16 protein-coding genes and 1 tRNA gene are annotated in these 22,531 nt (G+C 42.8%); 13 read left to right on the top strand and 4 right to left on the bottom strand.

Features of this window, described 5'->3' with window-relative positions; genetic code table 11:
- The first annotated feature begins 404 nt into the window (after positions 1–404).
- The 9 genes from lepA to lpxB all read left to right on the top strand — a co-directional run bounded on the left by lepA (position 405) and on the right by lpxB (position 13,257).
- Positions 405–2,198: a translation elongation factor 4 gene (lepA, locus tag ECHVI_RS22620; protein WP_041739196.1), complete on the top strand. Its 1,794-nt coding sequence runs from the start codon at positions 405–407 to the stop codon at positions 2,196–2,198.
- A 174-nt stretch (positions 2,199–2,372) separates the two neighbouring features.
- Positions 2,373–2,516 carry a four helix bundle protein gene (locus tag ECHVI_RS24375; RefSeq protein WP_217189910.1) on the top strand — a complete coding sequence of 48 codons (144 nt, stop codon included), beginning with the start codon at positions 2,373–2,375 and terminating at the stop codon, positions 2,514–2,516.
- Positions 2,517–2,745: 229 nt separating this feature from the next.
- Complete coding sequence (locus tag ECHVI_RS22615) at positions 2,746–3,630, top strand: bifunctional 5,10-methylenetetrahydrofolate dehydrogenase/5,10-methenyltetrahydrofolate cyclohydrolase (RefSeq protein ID WP_015268333.1); 885 nt, start codon at positions 2,746–2,748, stop codon at positions 3,628–3,630.
- A gap of 152 nt (positions 3,631–3,782) precedes the next feature.
- Positions 3,783–4,409 carry a 7-carboxy-7-deazaguanine synthase QueE gene (locus ECHVI_RS22610; RefSeq protein WP_015268332.1) on the top strand — a complete coding sequence of 209 codons (627 nt, stop codon included), beginning with the start codon at positions 3,783–3,785 and terminating at the stop codon, positions 4,407–4,409.
- Positions 4,410–4,414: 5 nt separating this feature from the next.
- Positions 4,415–6,325: an OmpA family protein gene (locus ECHVI_RS22605; RefSeq protein WP_015268331.1), complete on the top strand. Its 1,911-nt coding sequence runs from the start codon at positions 4,415–4,417 to the stop codon at positions 6,323–6,325.
- A 461-nt stretch (positions 6,326–6,786) separates the two neighbouring features.
- A complete protein-coding gene (locus ECHVI_RS22600) occupies positions 6,787–10,038 on the top strand; it encodes a SusC/RagA family TonB-linked outer membrane protein (protein ID WP_245553403.1) in 3,252 nt (1,083 codons plus the stop codon).
- Positions 10,039–10,050: 12 nt separating this feature from the next.
- Entirely contained in the window at positions 10,051–11,520 is a 1,470-nt protein-coding gene (locus ECHVI_RS22595; RefSeq protein ID WP_015268328.1) for a RagB/SusD family nutrient uptake outer membrane protein, read from the top strand.
- A gap of 128 nt (positions 11,521–11,648) precedes the next feature.
- A complete protein-coding gene (locus ECHVI_RS22590) occupies positions 11,649–12,068 on the top strand; it encodes a 6-pyruvoyl trahydropterin synthase family protein (RefSeq protein WP_015268327.1) in 420 nt (139 codons plus the stop codon).
- A gap of 73 nt (positions 12,069–12,141) precedes the next feature.
- A complete protein-coding gene (gene lpxB / locus ECHVI_RS22585) occupies positions 12,142–13,257 on the top strand; it encodes a lipid-A-disaccharide synthase (RefSeq protein ID WP_015268326.1) in 1,116 nt (371 codons plus the stop codon).
- A 515-nt stretch (positions 13,258–13,772) separates the two neighbouring features.
- Here lpxB and clpX read toward each other — a convergent pair.
- From clpX to ECHVI_RS22565, 4 genes are all read right to left on the bottom strand, one after another.
- A complete protein-coding gene (gene clpX, locus ECHVI_RS22580; protein WP_015268325.1) occupies positions 13,773–14,996 on the bottom strand; it encodes an ATP-dependent Clp protease ATP-binding subunit ClpX in 1,224 nt (407 codons plus the stop codon).
- A gap of 2 nt (positions 14,997–14,998) precedes the next feature.
- The gene (locus ECHVI_RS22575) at positions 14,999–15,670 is read right to left on the bottom strand and encodes an ATP-dependent Clp protease proteolytic subunit (RefSeq protein WP_015268324.1); all 672 of its coding nucleotides are present in this window, start codon (positions 15,668–15,670) and stop codon (positions 14,999–15,001) included.
- Positions 15,671–15,750: 80 nt separating this feature from the next.
- Entirely contained in the window at positions 15,751–17,079 is a 1,329-nt protein-coding gene (gene tig / locus ECHVI_RS22570; protein ID WP_015268323.1) for a trigger factor, read from the bottom strand.
- 130 nt (positions 17,080–17,209) lie between these two features.
- Positions 17,210–17,291 (bottom strand) — tRNA-Leu (locus ECHVI_RS22565).
- A gap of 285 nt (positions 17,292–17,576) precedes the next feature.
- Here ECHVI_RS22565 and ECHVI_RS22560 point away from each other — a divergent pair.
- The 4 genes from ECHVI_RS22560 to ECHVI_RS22545 all read left to right on the top strand — a co-directional run bounded on the left by ECHVI_RS22560 (position 17,577) and on the right by ECHVI_RS22545 (position 22,199).
- Positions 17,577–19,799: a RelA/SpoT family protein gene (locus tag ECHVI_RS22560; RefSeq protein WP_015268322.1), complete on the top strand. Its 2,223-nt coding sequence runs from the start codon at positions 17,577–17,579 to the stop codon at positions 19,797–19,799.
- Positions 19,800–19,869: 70 nt separating this feature from the next.
- Positions 19,870–20,337, top strand: coding sequence for a Fur family transcriptional regulator (locus tag ECHVI_RS22555; RefSeq protein WP_015268321.1), 468 nt, complete (start codon positions 19,870–19,872; stop codon positions 20,335–20,337).
- 119 nt (positions 20,338–20,456) lie between these two features.
- On the top strand, positions 20,457–20,801 hold the full coding sequence (locus ECHVI_RS22550; protein WP_015268320.1) for an STAS domain-containing protein: 345 nt from the start codon (positions 20,457–20,459) through the stop codon (positions 20,799–20,801).
- A 126-nt stretch (positions 20,802–20,927) separates the two neighbouring features.
- Positions 20,928–22,199 (top strand): adenylosuccinate synthase, encoded by a 1,272-nt coding sequence (locus ECHVI_RS22545; RefSeq protein WP_041739186.1) that lies wholly within the window; start codon positions 20,928–20,930, stop codon positions 22,197–22,199.
- The last annotated feature ends 332 nt before the right edge of the window (positions 22,200–22,531 follow it).

The following is a 22,531-nucleotide window of genomic DNA, read 5'->3' as shown; positions in this document are numbered from 1 at the left end:
AAGTCATGGAAATGCCATGACGGGGTGACTTGTGATCCAGGCTTTTTTTATGCACTTATTTTAACCATGATTGGCCACGGGGCACTGATTCATGGGGTTTTTTAGGGTAGAACTTTTAGAACAGCATCAATAGAAGAAAACTTGGAGCTTGCTTTTTAGGAGAAGGAGGCTCTGAGGTACTGTTTTGTTTGGAGGTCGATGATGATTAGGCGGTTAACAGCAGGGCTTGGCGTCTTGGAGGTTTTGGTGCCATGTGTGAACAAATTTGTAGCGCTGGCTTTTCTGATTGATTCAAAATTAAGATCGGTTTTTGGTCGATCACTGTATGAGATAAGAATATCTTACAGCTATTGGTGTGTAAACGCGCGGTTTTGCGGAGAGTATTTACTATTTTTGCCGACAGAATGGATATGCAAAAAATAAGAAACTTCTGTATCATCGCCCATATTGATCATGGGAAGAGTACGTTGGCGGATCGTCTCCTGCAGTTTACCAATACCGTGACTGAAAGAGAGATGCAAGATCAATTGTTGGATAATATGGATCTCGAGCGTGAGCGGGGAATTACCATCAAGTCTCATGCGATCCAAATGAAATATACCTATCAGGAAGAGGAATATACCCTGAACCTGATCGATACTCCCGGGCACGTGGATTTCTCCTATGAGGTTTCCCGGTCCATCGCTGCCTGTGAAGGGGCTTTGCTGATCGTGGATGCTTCCCAAGGCGTGGAAGCCCAGACCATTTCCAATCTCTATTTGGCGATGGAACATGATCTGGAAATTATTCCCGTCCTGAATAAAATTGACCTTCCAGGAGCAGAGCCAGAGGTGGTAGCGGATGAGGTGATCGATCTCATCGGTTGTGACCGTGAAGATATTATTTTGGCCTCTGGTAAAGAAGGTACCGGTATTGAGGACATCTTGAATGCCGTGGTAGAAAAGATTCCTGCACCAGAAGGCAATGCAGAGGAACCGCTGCAGGCGATGATCTTTGATTCCGTTTACAACCCTTTTAGGGGAGTGGAGGTGCTCTTTCGGGTGTTTAACGGTACCATTAACAAGGGCGATAAAATTAAATTTGTCAATACCGGCAGAGAATATGATGCCGATGAAATCGGTGTGCTGGGCATTGTGCAGCATCCTCAAAAAACCATAAGCGCAGGAAATGTGGGGTATTTGATTTCGGGGATCAAAGTAGCCAAAGAGGTGAAAGTAGGGGATACCATTACCCATATCAAGCGACCATGTGCCAAGGCGATCAAAGGCTTTGAGAATGTGAAACCAATGGTGTTTGCAGGGATTTATCCGGTGGATACCACGGAGTTTGAAGAGCTTAGGGCATCGATGGAAAAACTACAGCTCAATGATGCTTCGTTGGTCTGGGAACCGGAGACTTCTGCGGCCTTAGGGTTTGGGTTCCGTTGCGGGTTTCTAGGAATGTTGCACATGGAGATTATCCAGGAGCGCTTGGAGCGCGAATTTGGAATGACTGTGATCACGACGGTTCCTTCCGTTCAGTTCAAGGCATTGATGAACGATGATACCATCAAATTGATCAATGCCCCATCCGACATGCCTGATCCAAACCTTTTCAGACATATAGAAGAGCCGTACGTCCATGCATCGATCATTACCAAATCCGATTACGTGGGGCCGGTAATCCAGCTTTGTATGGAAAAACGGGGTCAAATCAAGAATCAAGTTTACCTGACTGCAGATCGGGTGGAGTTGACCTTTGATATGCCACTTGCCGAGATTGTATTTGATTTCTTTGATAAGTTGAAGACGATTTCCAGAGGCTATGCATCGCTTGATTATGACCTCCGGGAAAACAAGCCTTCCAAAATGGTCCGTTTGGATGTCATGCTCAACGGTGAAGTGGTAGATGCCCTTTCGGCTGTGGTCCACCGGGACAAGGCTTACGAATGGGGCAAGAGGCTCTGTGAAAAGCTGAAAGAACTGGTGCCAAGACAGATGTTTGAGATTGCTATCCAAGCAGCTATCGGAACGAAGATCATCGCACGGGAAACCGTGAAAGCCATGCGTAAAAACGTTTTGGCGAAATGTTATGGAGGGGATATTTCACGTAAGCGTAAACTGCTGGACAAACAGAAAAAAGGGAAGAAGCGTATGAGGCAGGTAGGAAACGTGGAGGTGCCGCAGGAAGCGTTTATGGCTGTCCTAAAACTGGATTAAAGTTAGAGGTACGCAGGTAGAAGTACGAAGTGCTGGCAAAGCCTTGGATTTGGAAAATTAGATGGATGTTTTTGGATTAGAAGGTTTTTAAGTTGAAGTTGTTGTAGTTAACTAAAAGCTTTATGATATGAAAAATAATCTAGTAGAAAGGACAAAAAAATATGCGGTACAAACATGGTTTTTTGTTCTAAACTTCCAAAAACCAGGGAGTATAATGCGTACGAAAATCAGTTGATAAGATGCTCTAGTTCGGTAGGAGCCAATTACAGGGCTGCTCAACGAGCAAAATCTACCGCTGATTTTCTGAATAAATTATAAATAGTAGAAGAAGAAACGGATGAGAGTCTCTACTTCTAGGAGTTATTAAGAGAAGTCAATCAAGACTTGATAAGGGATATTGAAGAATTGCATCGTGAAGGAAATGAGTTGTTATCCATTATGGTAGCATCAATTAATAAAGTAAAGAATAATCAAAAATGAGTGTAAATGTGAGCAGCTAAACGGAGTCTTCGTATTTCGTACTTCTCACTTCCAACTTTAAGAAATCATGCCTACAATAATAGACGGAAAGAAGACTTCAGCAGAAATCAAAAATGAAATTGCGGCCCGCGTCAAAGAGATCAAAGCAGCGGGAGGTAAAGTTCCTCATTTGGCAGCGGTGTTGGTAGGGAACGATGGTGCCAGTCAGACGTACGTGGGCGCCAAGGTGAAGGCTTGTGAATTTGTAGGTTTTGAGTCGACTTTGGTGAAATTGGAGGACAATGTGTCCGAAGAAGCCTTGCTCAAAACGGTGGAAGAGATTAATGAAAATCCCGACATTGATGGACTTATTGTCCAGTTGCCGCTTCCAAAGCACATATCCGTGGAAAAGGTGACCGCCAAAATCAAGCCTGAAAAGGATGTCGACGGCTTTACCCCGGCCAATGTCGGTCGTATGGCCTTGAATTGGCCTACTTATGTGGCTGCGACTCCTTATGGTATTGTGGAGTTGCTAAAGCGATATGAGATCGAAACCTCCGGTAAACATTGTGTGGTAATCGGAAGAAGCCATATCGTAGGATCACCGATGAGCATTCTGATGGCAAGGAATGATTACCCGGGCAATAGCACGGTTACCTTGACCCACAGTAGGACCAAAAATTTAAAGGAAATAGTCAAAACAGCCGATATATTGATCGTGGCCATTGGTAAGCCGGAGTTTGTGACGGCCGATATGGTGAAAGAAGGGGCCGTGGTCATCGATGTGGGAATCCACAGAATAGAGGATGCATCCAAGAAAAACGGTTTTAGGTTAATTGGTGATGTTAAATTTGACGAGGTTTCTGCCAAATCTTCTGCCATTACCCCTGTTCCAGGTGGGGTGGGGCCGATGACCATTGCGTCGTTATTGTACAATACGCTTCTGTCGGCAGAGAGAAAAGTGTATCCCTAAACAGCGGGATGCTTATCGAAAAGAGTGATTCCAAGGGTGTATGAGGTTGTAAAATGCCTTGTGCTTTGGAAATATGCCTGTTTAGGCCCAGTGGATGATTCCAAGGGCTCAATAATAGCGGTTCAATCTCCCGCTACATCAAAAATTATACTATGGAAATCAAGCAAGCAGTAGGAAAAGGAATAAAGCTTCCGGTGATGGAAGCTTTTTATACGATACAGGGAGAAGGGACCTTTACCGGTCATCCGGCATACTTTATCCGCTTAGGAGGATGTGATGTGGGCTGTGTATGGTGCGATGTGAAGGAATCTTGGGAAGCAGGAAAGTGGCCGGTACAATCAGTGGAGGAGATCGTGGAGGGTGCACTGCAATATCCTGGGAAATTGGTGGTGATTACGGGAGGAGAGCCTTTGATGTATGATTTAGGTCCCCTCACAGCGCTATTGAAAGAAAAGGGATTCACCATCAATATCGAGACCAGTGGAGCACATCCTTTTTCCGGGCAGTTTGACTGGGTCTGTTTTTCACCCAAAAAGTTCAAGGAACCTCATCCCAGTATTTTTGAGAAGGCAAATGAACTTAAAGTTATTGTTTTTCACAAAAGTGATTTTGCCTTTGCGGAGAAACATGCCGCTAAGGTCCAGCCTGCCTGTCGAAAGCTGCTCCAACCGGAATGGAGCAAGGCAGAACGATATACCGGGGAGATCATTGACTACATAAAAAAGCATCCAGATTGGAATATTTCGCTACAAACTCATAAATTTATGGATATCCCATAAACTAAATGAGAATAACCCAAATAGTCTTATTTTTGATTTTTATAAGTTCTCAGGCGCTTGGGCAACAATATACCAGCGAAAATAGGAGAGCGATCAAGCTATATCAGGAAGGGGAAGACCTTTCCATGAGAAGACGGTATGACGAAGCGCAGGAAAAATATGCTGATGCCGTAAAAAAAGATGAGGGTTTCTTGGAGGCTTACAAAAAGTGGTCTCAATTATTGCTTAAAAAGGGAAGTGCTGTAGAGGCACTCCAAGTAGCCAAGGCCGGTGAATTAAAAAGTCAGGGCAAGGTTGACTTCATGGCAGATTTTAGCTGGTTAATCACCAATATATACTTGAAGTCCGGTGATTTTGATGCGGCAATCAGGAAATTTCACGACAGCCAGGGACTGTTTTCCAGTAAAGTAAAGTCCTCCTCTTCTTTCAAGGCGATGGAGCAAAAGATGGCCTTTATCCAAAAAGAGCTGAAAAACGAGAAGGTGATCCACAAAGAGCGCCTGGAAAGTCCTTTAAATCAATTCCATCTTCAATATTTTCCGGTCCTCACGGCGGATAGCAAGCAACTGTTGTTTACCAAGCGGGATGGGGTCACACCATCGATGCATGAAGATATTTTTACGTCCAATTGGGACCAAGGAAGCTGGAGCCCGCCCAAAGCCCTTTCCGAATCCATCAATACGATTCATAACGAAGGTACATGTACCATTTCGGCAGACGGCAATATTTTGATCTATACCAGCTGCGATGCTCCGGATTCTTTTGGGAGCTGTGACCTATACATTGCCTATAAGGTGGGAGGGCAATGGCAAGCGCCCATGAATATGGGCGAAAAGGTCAATTCCCGATATTGGGATTCCCAGCCTTCGCTTTCTGCTGATGGAAGCATCCTGTTTTTTTCCTCGAACAGGCGAGGAGGGATGGGCGGAAACGATATTTATTATTCCGTGCGGGAGTCAGAGAATTCGTGGTCAGAACCCATTAATGTAGGAGAATCCATCAATACGGAATTTGATGAAGTGTCTCCATTCATTTATTTTAACAATGAACTGTTATTCTTTGCTTCGGACGGTCATATGGGATTTGGAGGAATGGACTTGTTCAATTCGAAGATTGTCCATGGGGCCTTTCAGCAACCCGTAAACTTGGGCTATCCCATTAATGATCACTTGGACCAGTTGGCCCTTTTTATCACAGCCCAGCAGGATTATGCGTATTATACCGAAAACAGCCTGAAGGATGGTGCCTTGGACAGGTCTTATCTTTATCGGTTTGCTTTTCCGAAGGAGATTGATCTTGGTGAGCGCTTGGTGGTGACGGGAGGAAAAGTACGGAATGAAAAGACCGGTGAGCCCATTGTGGCCACCCTTTCCCTGGTGGATTTGGAAAATGACAGTACCATGTATGAATTCAGGTCGGAAGGGGATTCGGGCCGGTTTATGATGATCTATCCTGACAAGGCTTCATCGGGATTGTATGTGGAGAAAAAGGGTTTTTTGCCCCGGATCTACAACGTGGAAAAGGACAGTTTAAAAGACATCAAGGACATGGACATAGGGCTGAAGCCAGTAGCCAAGGGCGAGGAGTTTCTGTTTGAAAACGTCTTTTTTGATTTTGATAAGGCTGACCTAAAGCCTTCTTCAAAAAGTTCCCTGTTGAGGCTTAAGAAGTTCTTGGATGAAAACCCTGATGTGCATATCGTCATCGAAGGACATACTGATAATGTCGGGGATGCGGATTATAACCGTGACCTCAGTCTGCGGAGGGCAGCGAGTGTCCGTGATTACTTACTACAGCGGGGAATAGATGGGGAAAGATTGACCGTTTCCGGATACGGGGATAAGCGGCCAATTATGTCAAACGATACGGCTACAGGAAGGTCTAAAAACAGGCGAATTGAAATTTTGGTGGATTAAGCTTTTAAGGACAAGAATAGCTTTTTGTGATACTTTTTTGACGGGATATTTTACGTTTGCCCAATTTTTTTTGATGAAAATCGTGGTTGAAATATAATATTATCATAACATGTGTTTTTTTAAATAACGGGATGTAAAAGTGTGTATAAAATCACCTTTATTATGTGTATAATACTATTATTATCGTTTATAAGAGGAATTGGTAAGTCTGTTGTTACTATAAAAAATTCAAATATGTAGCGTTATTGTTCTAATTGTGCTGACGGTGTTAAAAGTTGTTAAAAATACTTGTTTCAAAATAAGCTGTATTCATGTATGGTTTTTTAATTCATACATGGTTTTTTGTTTGGATAATGTTTTTAATCATGGTTAAAAATGTTGTTGAGTTTTATTGTGGTGTTAAGACTGGTTAAGGAATATCTGTTCGTTTATAATAAATCAATCTACTATTGGATTATTAGATGTTAACGACTATCTTGACAACGTTAAATCAAAATCAACCAATTATGAAGAAAGTTTTACTGCTAGGATTAGCAATTCTATTGGCCAGTGCCGTGGCATTTGGTCAAAGCCGGACAGTTACCGGTACGGTTACTTCCGGCGAGGACGGAAATCCCATTCCCGGGGTTTCAGTTTTAGTAAAGGGAACTACTGTGGGGACGGCAACGGATTTGGACGGACAATACTCCGTGGAGGTTCCTGCTAATGCAACAGTGTTGGTGTTTTCCTTTATGGGAATGGAAAGCCAAGAAGTGGCCATCAACAATCAATCGACCATTGATGTGGAACTCGGCGCGGATGCCCAGTTGCTTTCTGAAGTTGTAGTGGTCGGGTATGGTACGACTACTAAGCAGGCCTTTGCCGGTTCGATGAAGGAAGTAGATTCTGAGCTTATCGAACGTAAGAGTGTATCTAACGCTTCTCAAGCCTTGGCCGGGGAAGTAGCCGGTGTAAGGGTAATCAATACAACTGGGCAGCCTGGGAAAACTGCAGATATTCGTATCAGGGGTATTGGGTCAGTGAACGGTAACAGAAGTCCATTATATGTTGTGGATGGTGTTCCTTTTACCGGGAATATAACCTCTATAAACCCTTCTGATATTGCTTCCATGTCTGTTTTGAAGGATGCTACGGCTACTTCAATTTATGGTTCAAGGGGTGCTAATGGTGTGGTATTGATCACCACAAGAAAAGGTAAAGCTGGCGATTCTTATATTGAAGTGGATGGTAAAATTGGTCAAAACTTTGATCTATTGCCTCGATATGAGACAATTTCCTCTCCTGAAGAATATATCGGATTGAGTTGGCAAGCTGTGAGGGGAAGAGGAGCAGTTTTGGGCTCTTCAGATCCTGATGCCTATGCCAACGCCAACTTGTTCTCCTCTAGTGGGATTTCTCCAAGTTACAATATGTGGAATGTGGAAAATGTTGGTGAGTTGATTGATCCTGCTACCGGAATGGTGCGCGAGGGAGTAGCCAGAAGATATAATCCGGAAAATTGGGAGGATTATGCCTTCCAAGCTTCCAACAGAGCGGAAGCCACTGTTAAGATTGGCGGAGGAGATGAGAAGATCAATTACTTTACTTCTTTTGGTTATCTGAATGATGTGGGCTATTCCATTAATTCCGATTATGATAGGGCTACAGCAAGGTTAAATGTAAATCACCAAGTGAAGGAGTGGTTGTCTGGTGGCTTGAATATCGGTTATGCCAGGTCTGAAACAAATACTGGAGGGCAGACCGACGATTCAGGAAGTATTTTTTGGTTCGTAGATAACATGCCATCCATTTATCCTTTGTATCTAAGGGATGCTAATGGTGATCCAATTCCTGATCCATATTATGGAGGTTATCAATACGACTATGGTTCCGGTCGAGGATTTGCGGGATTAACCAATTCCATTGCTGATGCAACAATTGGGGTTAGAAATGAAATAGCACATGAAATCAATGGTAATGCTAGCTTAAATATTGATTTTACCGATAATCTTCGGTTTGAAACAAGATATGGATGGCAATACTATAATGAAAGTTATGATGAGCAGGATTCTCCATATTACGGTCCAAGTACCAGTACGAATGGGTCGATTTATAAGACCAAAACCGAGGTGTTCTTTTACAATTTGACAAATATTCTACGTTACACCAAAGATTGGGGGGATCACTCATTAGAAGCTATGATAGCCCAAGAGAGCAGTAAGTTCGATCGTAAGTACCTGTCTGGATTTAAACAACAATTGGTCGATCCAATGGGGACAGAATTTAATAATGCTGCTGTAACGAATCCTTCATATTCCTATACCAGAGATTATGCATTGGAGTCATATTTCGGTCAAGTAAGCTATGATTATGAAGATACCTATTATTTGACAGGTACAATTCGTAGGGATGGATCGTCTAGGTTTGTGAACGACAAATGGGGTACCTTTGGAGCTTTAGGATTTGCTTGGGTAGCTTCGAATGAAGATTTTATGGAAAGCCAAGATGTTTTTTCATTCTTGAAGTTAAAGACTAGTTATGGTATTACAGGGGACCAGGCAGGTGTTGGGTTCTATCCTGGGTATGATCTAAACGAAATTTCAAATATCAATAATGAGTCATCTGTAACTTTTGATGAAAAAGGTAATCCTGACTTGACTTGGGAAACTTCTAAAATGTTCCAAGTGGGTGCTGAATTTAGTGTCGGAACGTTTTTGGATGGTTCATTGGATTACTATATCAAAAATACAGATAACTTAATCTTTGAAAGAAGGGTTGGGCCTTCACTTGGATGGGCGATTATTCAAGTCAATGATGGAGTCCTTAGAAATAATGGTTTGGAATTTGATTTGACTGGCCATATTGTTAAAGGAGCTGATCACTTTATTGATCTTAGTGTGAATGGTGAAATCATCAGCAATGAACTTAAGAACATGCCAATTGATCCATCTACGGGAGTAGAGAAGATCATTGATATAAATTCTTATTATGGTAGATCAGTTGGTCATTCCATATTTGACTTTTACTTAAGAGAGTGGGCAGGTGTTAATCCAACAACAGGCCAGGCGCAGTGGAATATTTATTATGATGATGCCAATGGTGATAATGAAATGCAGGATGAGGAAATAATTGCCTCTATGGCGGATTATTTGGCTCAAAACCCCAATTCAGAATCAAATATTAAATCTACCACGACTACAACCTACCAAGAAGCTACTCAAAAATATGTAGGTAAATCAGCTGTACCTAAAGTAAGAGGAGGTATAAACTTAAGTGCAGGATACAAGAATTTTGACTTTAGTATTTTGTTTTTGTATAGCATTGGAGGTTATGCCTTTGACGTAAGGTACCAAGACCTGATGCACAATGATCAAGTAGGTAGTAATAACTGGCATGTGGATATAAGGGATCGGTGGACACAGGAAGGCGATTTAACTGATGTCCCTCGATTGACAAATGATTTGGATCAGAACGTGAACTCTACGTCTACCCGGTTCTTAACCAAGGCTGATTACTTTAACCTATCGAATGTTCGTTTGGGATATACGCTCCCTAGTTCATTTTTAGAAAAATATGCTATCCAAAGCTGTAATATATTTGTAGCTGGTGATAATCTTTGGCTAGCTTCGGCAAGAAAAGGTTTTAATCCTTCTACAAATGAAGCAGGAACCTCTAGCAGGTACAGGTATTCTCCATTGAGTACATTTACTTTTGGTGCAAAAATTAAATTCTAAAAAGATAAGAATATGAAATTAAATAGATTAATATATACTCTTGGTCTTTCGCTGATGCTAGTCAGTTGTAGCGAGGACTTTTTGGAAACAGATTCTACGGAATTTATTTCCAGGGATAGATTAGATGGTATTTCAGAAACAGACCCATCTGTTCAATTAGCCACTTTGCGAGGTATCTATTCTACCATGTACTTAACAGGTACTGGAGGAACTACTGGACATGATGATTTTGGTCAAAGGGGCTATGACATATTTAGTGATATGTTGTCTACTGATATGGTTCTAGGTGCCAAAATTTATGGATGGTATTCGCAAATTTCTGATCTTCAGGTGACAATTGATTATACCAATAACCGGAACTATATGGTTTGGAGGTATTACTACAGGGTGATTTATGCCGCCAATAGCGTAATTGATGCTCTTGGTGGAACCGCCGTAGTGCCTGAGTCTGATGAGGCCAAATTAATTATGGCCCAAGCGAAGACCATGAGAGCTTATGCTTATTTCTATTTGGCAAATTTCTTTGCCGAAGAGTACAATCCTACAGAAGAAATTCTGCCTATTTATGTAGCTGCTGTAGCTGAAAACGTTGCCTTAAGCTCTACTGAACAGGTCTATCAATTGATTTTGGATGACCTCAACACTTCAATAGAGTATTTTGGAGAATGGGAAAGAGCAAATCTTTATGAAGTAGATGGGATGGTCGCTCGGGGACTTTTGAGTTATGTCTATTCAGCTATGGGAGAATATCAATTGGCCGCAGATAATGCCCAATATGTGATAGATAATGGGGGCTTCCCATTACTTACCAGGGAAGAGCTGACTACAAATGGCTTTAACAGTGTAGAATCCCCAGGATGGATTTGGGGAGTGGACATTACCAATCAAATTGGTCTGGACTTGATTTCCTGGTGGGGACAAGTGGATCTATTTACCTATAGCTATGCTTGGGCCGGTGATCCTAAAATTATTAATGATGATCTTTATAATGCTATTCCAGAAGAAGATGGAAGAAAAGGACAATTTGTTGATGCATATGGTGATGGTCAATTATGGCCATTGAACAAGTTTTTCGCTCCCGATAGGGTTGTGGGTGGCCAGCGAACCATTGAATCCGATTACCTTTACATGAGAATAGAGGAAATGTATTTACTGCACGCTGAAAATGCCGCCAAAGCAGGTGATGAAGCAGCTGCTAGAGCATCTTTAAAAGCACTTATGGAAGAAAGGGTTCCAGATGCTTCTTATGTCGATGCTTTAGCAGGTCAAGCACTTCTGGATGAAATTATCCTTCAAACTAGAATTGAACTTTGGGGAGAAGGTAAAAGCTACCTTATGATGAAGAGAAATAGGCTGACGGTTACATTGGCGTCAAACCATCTTACTTATCCTGGGCAGGAAGTGCCGTTTAATGATGATAGGTTGACGTTTGATATACCTCAGTCGGAAATACAAAATAACCCATTTATTGAATTTCAATAAAATTTTCTGATAGATATTGAAGAGGGCCCGTATATTGCGGGCCTTTTTTTATATTTCGAGTCCAGCAATGGTAGGTGTAATGTGTACAAGATTTTTGTATCTTTGCACTCTCAAATCTGAAAACAGTCATGATACACGTTTCTAGAAAAGAGCATTTTAATGCTGCGCATAAATTATGGAATCCTAATTGGACCGAAGAGAAGAATGTTGAGGTGTTTGGACCATGCGCCAATGCCAACTGGCACGGGCATAATTTTGAACTGATCGTGACTGTGAAAGGACTTCCTGATGCAGATACGGGATTTGTGGTGGACTTAAAAGCATTAAGCACCTTGATCCGGAGTTTGGTGATTGATAAAGTGGACCATAAAAACCTGAACGTAGATGTGGATTTTATGCAGGGTAAAATGGCCAGTTGTGAAAACCTGGTGATGGAGTTTTGGAAAATCCTTCAACCTGCTGTGGACAAAATCACCCCGCATGGTGGTCTTTATAAGTTGAAGCTCTATGAAACCCCACGCAATTTTGTGGAATACTACGGAGATTGAGTGGAAGAATGGCGATAAGTAGCCTTTTACTTTCCAATCCGGTAACTTTCTAACAGTATAACCTCCCTTCCCAATGAAATACTATATGATCGCCGGTGAACGGTCAGGAGATATGCACTTGGCGAATTTACTCCACGCCTTAAAGGCAACCGATCAGCAGGCGGACTTCCGGGGAATGGGTGGGGATTATAGTATTGATGAAGGACTTTCTACTGTGGCCCATTATGATGAAGTCGCATTAATGGGGTTTGTGGAAGTGCTCTTGGGCTTCCGAAAGGTCTTGAAGTACCTCCGGTTGGTCAAGCATGACATGCTGGCTTATGCGCCCGATGCGGTTATATTGGTGGATTACGGTGGCTTTAACTTGAAAATTGCCAAGTTTGCGCACGAGCAAGGAATTCCAGTCCATTATTACATTCCCCCAAAAGTGTGGGCTTGGAACCAAAAAAGGGCCTATAAGCTCAAAAAGTACGTAGATCATTTATATACCATTTTGCCATTTGAGCCTGCATTTTTTAAGAAATTTGGTTGGGACGTGTACTACGTGGGAAATCCTCTTTTCGATCAGATCAAGAAGTTTACCCCACACGATTTTTTCCATCAGAAAAATGAGCTTAGCTATAAACCTATCGTGGCCCTGCTGCCGGGGAGTAGAAAGCAAGAAGTGGAGAACATGTTGGAAAATATGGTGGGGCTTATCCCTGCTTTTCCTAACGTTCAATTTTTGATTGCAGGGGTGAAAAATCTTCCTGGTGAAGTGTATGGCCTTGCCGAGAAACATGGGATAAAGGTGGTTTTTGACCAAACCTATGACCTCCTTCATTACGCTAATGCTGCAGTGGTCACTTCTGGAACCGCCACCTTGGAAACAGCCTTGTTTAATGTCCCACAAGTCGTGGTCTACAAAACCAGCAGTATAAGCTATGCCATTGCCAAGAGGCTGATCAAGGTGCCCTTTATATCACTGGTGAACCTGATAGCCGGAAAAGAGGTGGTCAGGGAGTTGATCCAGGGAGATTACAACAAACAGGTGCTTTTGGAAGAACTTAAGGGACTACTTGGTGATTCACAGCGAAAGGCAGCAGTTTTACAAGGGTATAAACTGGTACGGGAAAAGATTGGAGAGGAGAAGGCCTCGGAAAAAACGGCCAAATTGATTTATGAGACCTTGAAGCCCATCAAAAACTAGAATAGAGCTGATGCTTGTTGAAGCAAGCGGAAATGTTGGGGGCGAGCCTATTTCGATGACTATACAGTTTCTTTGTCACCTTTGGTTTCTATTTGGCTACGGATGAAGGATGATAAACACAGGTACTCCCCATGAAGCATTGCAAATCAGTGTTCATACCTTTAATCCATGGCTTGAAATAACGACAACGTTTACCATGGACTTGCCTTTGGTATGAAGAGGAATGTCTTCCAAGGCTTGGATTATGTTGCTTTCTGATCACGTCATCAGCGCGTCCTCTTATCTACGAGAAACCTTTCCTGAATGCTCCAAAAAATCATCTTATATGCATTCATCCAGTCTAAAGTTATAATGCCCTCCATTTAGGGGAGTGGCCACCTAGGGATACCGCTTGATCTAGCTTGTTCTTGAGATCGTATTCCCAAGAGTATTTCTAGAAAGTGTCCAAGGCATTTGATGAGCTGTACAGGTGAACAAAAAAAAGGCTCGGATATGAATTCCGAGCCTTTTTTGAGTTATGCTACTTGTAGCTTTTTGAATTTCGATTTATCAAATTGCCTTTGGGCATATTTTCTGTTTACGACCAACTCCTTGGTCTCTTGATCAGAAGGAAGTTCGTACATGGCATCGGTAATGATGGCCTCACAGATAGACCTGAGGCCCCGAGCGCCAAGATTGTATTCCACGGCTTTCTCTACGATATAGTCAATGCCACTTTCTTCGAATTCCAGTTTTACGCCTTCCATATCCATGAGCTTTATATACTGCTTGGTAAGCGCATTTTTGGGCTCGGTAAGGATACTTTTCAGCGTCTCCTTGTCCAGTGGATCCAAATGGGTCAGCACAGGGAGACGACCGATCAATTCAGGAATCAAGCCAAAGGATTTCAGGTCAGGGGCCGTGACATACTGAAGCAGATTGTTACGGTCTACCACATCGCTTTCGGTTTTTTTGCTGAACCCAAGTGGCTGAGTGTTCAGCCTGTTGGCAATATGCCTGGAAATCCCGTCAAAGGCTCCGCCGCAGATAAACAAGATGTCTTCTGTGTTTACGGCAATCATCTTTTGGTCCGGATGTTTTCTTCCTCCTTGTGGTGGGACATTGACAGTAGTTCCTTCCAAGAGCTTCAGCATGGCCTGCTGTACACCCTCTCCACTGACATCACGGGTGATGGATGGATTGTCCGATTTTCGTGCGATCTTGTCGATCTCATCAATGTAGACAATGCCCCTTTCGGCCGCTTCTAGGTTATAGTCGGCGGACTGAAGGAGACGGGTAAGGATACTTTCGACGTCTTCGCCGACATAGCCCGCTTCGGTCAATACCGTAGCATCTGCTATACAGAAAGGGACTTCCAATATCTTGGCCAAGGTTTTGGCCAAGTAGGTTTTTCCAGTGCCGGTATCGCCTACCATGATGATGTTTGACTTTTCAATTTTCACATCATCTTTATTGTCCTTTTGAAGAAGGCGCTTGTAGTGGTTGTAAACCGCTACGGACAGGACTTTTTTAGCTTCGTCTTGGCCGATTACATAATTATTGAGGTATTCGGTCAGCTCTTTCGGTTTCCTAAGCTTAAACTTGGGCTTCTTCTCCTGTTTTTTTGTTTTTTCCTCTTCACCAAGGATCTGATAGGCCTGGTCGATGCAGAAATTACAGATATGCGCTGAAATTCCCGAGACCATAAGGTCTACATCCTTCTTATTTCTCCCACAAAAGGAGCAAGTAACTTGCGCCATGATTATTTTTTTCTAGTCAATACTTCGTCGATCAAGCCGTATTCTTTTGCTTCTGGAGCCCTCATCCAGTAGTCCCTGTCTGAGTTTTGCTCGATTTCCTTGATGTCTTTTCCGGAGTGGTGAGCCAAGATTTCGTACAGCTCTTGTTTCAATAGTAAGATTTGCTTCGCGGTAATTTCAATATCGGAAGCCTGGCCCTGTGCACCGCCGAGGGGTTGGTGGATCATGACCCTGGAGTGTGGAAGGGCTGCCCTTTTGCCTGCTGCACCACCTGCCAACAATACAGCCCCCATAGAAGCTGCCAATCCTGTGCAGATAGTACCTACTTCAGGATTAATATACTGCATTGTGTCGTAGATACCAAGTCCGGCATATACAGATCCTCCCGGACTGTTGATGTAGAGCAAGATGTCTTTCTTGCTGTCAACCGATTCCAAGAATAACAATTGGGCGGTAATGATATTGGCGATATGGTCATCGACCTGAGTGCCCAAGAAAATGATACGATCCATGATCAAGCGGGAAAAAACATCGATTTCCCTGAAATTGGTAGGTCGTTCTTCGATTACCGACCGGGTCATGTTTTCTATATGTTGGGCATATTGGTCAAATGCAGTACCACTCACCCCTTGGCTGTGAATGGCATATTTTCTGAATTCATCTTTGTTAATCATGTTGTCGTTTTTTTTGAATTAGTACAAAAATAAAAAAAGCCCTTAGAAAAGGACTTTTTAATAACGATTTATTGGGGAAATTAGTTTTGCACTAGTTCCTTAAACTTCTCAACGTCGATTTTTTCTTCTTTAAGCGTGATTTTTTCTTTCACAAGGTCAAGAACTTTGTCGTTTTGGACAGCGGTAAGCATCTGCATGTAGTTTTGTCCTTCATTACCTTGTAGGTAGTTGTTGACAAACATGTCCATGTTGTCTTCCATTTGGGATCCTAGTCCAGAAGCAGCCAGTTGTTCTCTGACCATTTCTTGGGTTTTGGCAATGACATCTTCATGCTCTGCTTTGATCTCGTTATCTTCGGCGATCTTGTTGGAGATCAGCGACCAAGTGAGTTGCTTGGCGTAGATAGGGAATTCTTTTTCCACGTCTTCTTGGGAAACTTTGCCCTCATTGGCTTTGATCAACCATTCTTTCAAGAAGGCTTCGGGAAGTTCTATATTGGCCTTTTCGGTAAGAGCCTCTTTGATTTTTTCTTCCGTGAAGACTTTGGTTTCTTTATTGTAATTGTCACCAAGGATTTCTTCGATCTTGGCTACAAACTCCTCTTCTGTTTTTACTTGGTCTGGGCCAAATACCTTGTCAAAGAATTCTTGGTCCATATCTGCATCTTCCGTGCGGTTGATGTTTTGTACCGTGAAGGTGTAGTTTCCAGAGACTTTTTCTGCCTCTTCCTGGCTTACGCCCAATACCTCGGCAAGATCGGACTTGATGGCCTTGGATGGGTCAAATTCGATTTCAGCGCCTTTCTCCACGCCGATGAATTTCTTTACAGATCTACCGTCAAATTTGGAAAGCGGTAGGGACAATGCTTGCTCAAAAGAACCGTCAGCTGCCTTTAGGTCACCGTAAAGGAAGTCGTTTTCCTGACTTACCTCTGGATTGGTCATTTTACCATACTGGCTTCTTAGGTTGGCAATGGCATCATCGATGGCCTTTTTATCAACTTTCAGTTTGTAGTCGGTCGCTTTGATGGACTTGTCCAAGGTGACGTCCACATTTTCGACAAAACCTATCTTATATTCAAACTCAAATTCCTTTTGGTTTTTCCAGTCAATAGCATCGGCATCTTCCACAGCTGGAAGGGGCTCTCCCAAAAGTTTGAAAGGCTGCTCCTTGATATAGTCGCTCAAAGATTTGGAAAGGATGTCGTTGATTTCTTCAACCAAAACAGACGTTCCGTACATTTTTTTTACCATGCCAATAGGAGCTTTGCCAGGTCTGAAGCCTTTGATATTGGCTTTCTTGGCATAGTCTTTTATTTTGGCATCAACTTTTGGTTGATAATCTGCTTCATTTAGGTTAATTTTAATTGAAGCTTGATTGGCGGATTGCTTGTCTAGTTTGATTTCCAAGGCTATATTGATTAAATTTTGCTATAAACTGAAAACCCTCAACCTCGACGCCTTTTCCCTGTCTGATTTCCAAACCGTAGTTTGTGATGATCGGAGGGTATTGCTTCGGGATTGAGGGCTGGTTGAATAGTGCGGATGGAGGGACTCGAACCCCCATGCCTCGCGGCGCTAGATCCTAAGTCTAGTGCGTCTACCAATTTCGCCACATCCGCTTTTTGAATGTTGGAAGCCTTGTTGCTTCCTTAATGTGGATGCAAAGGTAATAAGGAAAATTTAATCTGCAATAGTTGGATGGTAAAAAATCGATAAAAAATGCTGTGAATTTATAAATCGCTCATTGTCAGAACGAATCATTTTGTGGTTTTATTTAAGGAAATAAACCATACCATGAGGGATGGGGCTTTGGGAAAAAAAGTTCAAATTAGTGATTAAATACACACAACCTAAATAACTTCATAAAGCTAATCGGAAGTTTTGGATAACTTCATACTAAGAATATGATTAACGTAGATCTGGAGGTAGAAAGAAAAGAAATACTCAAGCGGTATCGGAAGATTTTGAGATTGGCCAAGCCTCTTCTGAAGGATGGGGATGCCAAAGTCATCAAGAAGGCTTTTAATGTGTCCAGCGATGCACACAAGGAAATGCGGAGAAAGTCGGGAGAGCCTTATATCTACCATCCTTTGGAGGTAGCATTGGTATGTGTGGAGGAAATAGGCTTGGGTACTACGAGTATTGTGGCAGCGCTTTTACATGATGTGGTCGAAGATACAGAGTGGGAGCTGGAGGATATCGAGCGGGAATTTGGTCCCAAGGTTACCAAGATCATTGATGGCTTGACGAAGATCTCGGGGGTCTTTGAGTATGGCAGTTCCCAGCAGGCCGAGAATTTCAGGAAAATGCTCTTGACCCTTTCAGATGATGTCAGGGTGATCTTGATCAAATTGGCCGACAGGCTGAACAACATGCGGACGTTGCAAAGCATGCCTCGCCATAAGCAGCTGAAGATCGCATCTGAAACCATGTACCTTTATGCGCCGTTGGCCCACCGGTTAGGCCTTTATAGCATCAAGTCCGAGCTGGAGGATTTGTACCTGAAATACACAGACACCGAGACCTACCAATTTGTTGTCGGTAAAATCAGGGAAACCAGGCTATCTAGGAACAAATTTATCAAAAGCTTTACCGCTCCCATCGAAAGGGAGCTTACCGCCCAAGGATTTGATTTCGTGATCAAGGGCAGGCCGAAATCTGTTTATTCCATTTACAACAAAATGAAAAAACAAAACATACCTTTTGAGGAAGTGTATGATTTGTTTGCCATTCGGGTAATTATTGATTCGGAAGATGAAAACGAGAAGGCAGATTGTTGGCAGGTATATTCGATTGTGACCGATTTTTACAGGCCCAATCCCGACAGGCTGCGGGACTGGATCAGTACGCCCCGGGCCAATGGCTATGAGTCCTTGCATACTACCGTCATGAGCAACACCGGACAATGGGTAGAAGTGCAGATTCGGACCTCACGAATGGACGACATCGCTGAGCGGGGCTATGCCGCGCACTGGAAATACAAAGAAAAGGACCTCAGCCCGGGCAAGAGCGGATCGGGATTGGACGAATGGATTACGCAGGTCCGGACTTTATTGGAGTCAAATGACGGTTCGGCCATTGAGTTTATGGACGATTTTAGGGGGAATCTCTTCCAGGATGAAGTGTTTGTCTTTACGCCAAAGGGAGATTTGAAAGTTCTGCCTTTTGGTGCGACGGCCTTGGATTTTGCCTTTGAGATCCACTCTGAAGTAGGGGAGAAGTGCATCGGCGCCAAGATCAACCAGCGGTTGGTTCCGATCAACCATAAGTTGAAAAATGGCGATCAGGTCGAGATCCTTACCTCGAAAAAGCAGAAACCTTCCGAGGACTGGTTGAAATCGGTGATCACTTCCAGGGCCAAGGCCAAGATCAAGGACGCTCTGAAAGAGGAGAAGAAGAGCCTGATCATGGATGGAAAAGAGATCGTTCAGCGGAAACTCAAACAGATGAAAATGGATTTTTCTTCTGTGGTGGTGGAGCAGTTGCGGGCGTTTTTTGAAACCAAGACGGCTACCGAATTCTATTTTAAAGTCGGCAAGGGGATCATTGATCCAACTTCCATTAAGAGTTTTAAGGAGTTTAAGCAAATCAAGAAAAAGAAGACCAAAAGTCCGATGCAGCATGTGACAGACGAGTCTTCTTTTACCAAAGAGATCAAGAACCTGAAAGGTCCAGACCACGATCAGCTGTTGATTGGTGAGGACATGGACGTGGTGGACTATATTTTGGCAAAATGCTGTAATCCCATTCCCGGGGATGATGTTTTTGGCTTTGTGACGGTAAACGAAGGGATTAAGATCCACCGGACTTCCTGTCCAAATGCCCTTGAGCTCCTCTCCAATCACGGAAACCGGGTGATCAAGGCCCGCTGGACCAGTCAGCAGGAGATTGCCTTTTTGGCAGGATTAAAGATTGTCGGTACCGATAGGGTGGGATTGATAAATGATCTTACCAGGGTCATTTCCAGTGAGTTAAAAGTGAATATGCGATCCATTACCGTAGATTCGGACAGTGGCCTTTTTGAAGGCTCCATCAAGCTTTATGTGCACAGTACAAACCATTTGGACAATTTGATCCATAACCTCATGGAAGTCCAAGGGGTGATTAAAGTTACCCGCTTTGACTAAATTAGTACCTTCTTATTTGAATCTTTTCTAAATAAGAAGCGTATATTTGTAAAAACAAAGCATATTAAAGATGGCCTTGAACGAAAAGCTGTTTGACGAGGTAAAAAAAATATTTACTGCTTACCTGGAAAATAAAAAGTTGAGAAAAACCCCTGAGCGTTATGCTATTTTGGAAGAAATATATGGTCGCGACGGGCATTTTGATGTAGAGTCCCTTTACATCAGCATGAAAAACAAGAATTACAGAGTGAGCAGGGCTACCGTCTACAATACCCTTGATCTTTTGGTGGAGTGTGATCTGGTTACCAAGCATCAGTTTGGCCAGAACCTGGCACAGTATGAGAAGTCTTACGGGTACAAGCAGCACGATCATTTGATTTGTACCGAGTGCCATAAAGTGGTGGAGTTTTGTGATCCCAGGATTCAAAATATTCAAAACACCGTTGGGGAGATTTTGAACTTTGATATCCTCCATCATTCCTTGATTTTGTATGGGAATTGCAATAAGAAGGATTGCGAAAACAAATTAGCGGTGTAATTTTCGGAAGCAGGAGGGGACACATGGTTGTTTGTGGACCAGACACAACACACCGGTGATCCATCCGTTTTTAAGCAAAAAGAATATTGACCGTAAAAAAACAATTCACTTCATAACTTATGAAATTAAGCTATAGCGCGCAAAGAGAAGCCAAAACCATTATCCTATCCTTAAAGGGAGACTTGATAGGGGATGAGGCAGGTCCGAAATTGGTAGAGATCATTTCAGATGCCATACAGGAAAAGGTAGAGAACTGTATTATCGACCTGAAGGAGGTGCGATATATCAGCAGCAGCGGGATTGGCGTGCTGATCACGATGCTTACCAAAATGAGAAATGTAGGAGGGGAAGTGTATTTGGCTTCACCTTCTGAGCATGTAAAGAAACTGTTGGTCATTACCAAGCTCAACAACATTTTTACCGTTTTCGATTCTTTGGAATCGGCGAGATCAACCATAAAATAACTGTCAATTCACCAGATTTGGATGGATATGCATAAAAAAAGTAGCATTGTGTTGCTATTTTTTTTTGTTATTGCAAACTTCACGCGGAATTTGACAAATCAAAAATAGACATATACTTACTATACAATGAAAATGGACGTTCTTTTAGGCCTACAATGGGGGGATGAAGGCAAAGGCAAGGTAGTTGATTTCCTCGCGCCTAAATATAATATGGTTGCCAGGTTTCAAGGAGGTCCTAATGCAGGTCATACGTTGGAATTTGACGGGATCAAACATGTACTTCATCAAATTCCAAGTGGCATATTCAGGGAGAACCTAAAGAATATCATTGGAAATGGTGTAGTGCTGGATCCGGTGGTGTTGAGAAAGGAGATCGAAGGGCTGAAGAAATTTAATATTGCTTACCAGCAAAACCTATTTATTTCCAAAAAGGCTACGATCATTATCCCTACCCACAAATTATTGGATGCAGCGTATGAAAAATCCAAGGGGGATAAGAAAATAGGCTCTACCTTAAAAGGGATCGGGCCGACCTATCAGGACAAGATCGGTAGGGTAGCCCTTAGGGTTGGCGATATCCTGAGTCCTGATTTTAGAGAGAAATACGATGCTTTGGTAGAAAAGCACAAAGCCGTATTGGCCTTCTATGATTATGATATTTCGGAGTTGGGCAAGCTCGAAGAATCGTTTTTCGAAGCAGTGGACTTTTTTAAGTCCCTTAACCTGATCAATAGCGAATACGAAGTGAACGGGGCTTTGACAAACGGTGATAAGGTGCTGGCAGAAGGGGCGCAAGGTTCTTTGCTGGACATTGATTTTGGTAGTTATCCGTTTGTGACCAGCAGCAGCACGATGACCGCCGGGGCCTGTACCGGTTTAGGGGTAGCGCCTTCCTGTATCGGGGAAGTATTCGGAATCTTTAAGGCATACTGTACCAGGGTAGGTAGCGGACCATTTCCAACAGAGCTGTTTGATGAGGACGGTGAGCGGATGAGAAAAGAAGGAAATGAGTTTGGTTCCACCACCGGACGGCCAAGAAGGTGCGGATGGATCGACTTACCAGCTTTACGTTATTCAATCATGATCAATGGCGTGACGCAGCTTTATATGATGAAAGCAGATGTCTTGAATATTTTTGAGACCATTAAAGTTTGCACGCATTACAAGCTGGACGATGGCACGGTCATCGACCAATTACCGTTTGAAATCAATGATGTGGAGTTGGAGCCTGTGTATAAGGAATGCAAAGGTTGGAATAAAGACCTTAGCGACGTGACTTCATATGATGAGTTCCCTGAAGAACTTAAAGCATATGTCTCTTTCCTGGAAACGTCATTGAACGTTCCTATCAAAATGGTCTCCGTAGGACCTGATCGTAAGCAAACCATCCTGAAATAGACAAAGCGTATATTTCCAGAATAATGAATAGAGATCCTGCTGAAGCGTTTTAGTTTCAGCAGGATTTTTAGTTTATCGTCGGCTTGTCAAAGATATTTGAAAAAATATCTTATTGATTTACAATGGTTTCGGATATTATTAGTAACTTATCTATTCTTGTCTCTTGTTTAAGAGAAATCGATTCGTACCTTTGTGATCCTGTTGGACGGACAGGGGCGGAGTTCACGGTCGGCAAGGGGATGTATGGGATGCGGATTGGAGATGACCGGGACGGGTTGAAAAAAAATAACGGATTGTTTTTGGCGGGAACGAAAAAAGCTTTTACCTTTGTC

It is taken from the genome of Echinicola vietnamensis DSM 17526, assembly GCF_000325705.1.
Classification (GTDB): Bacteria; Bacteroidota; Bacteroidia; order Cytophagales; family Cyclobacteriaceae; genus Echinicola; species Echinicola vietnamensis.
Note: the sequence above shows the minus strand (reverse complement) of the source record. Positions and strands in the feature narration are given on the sequence as shown.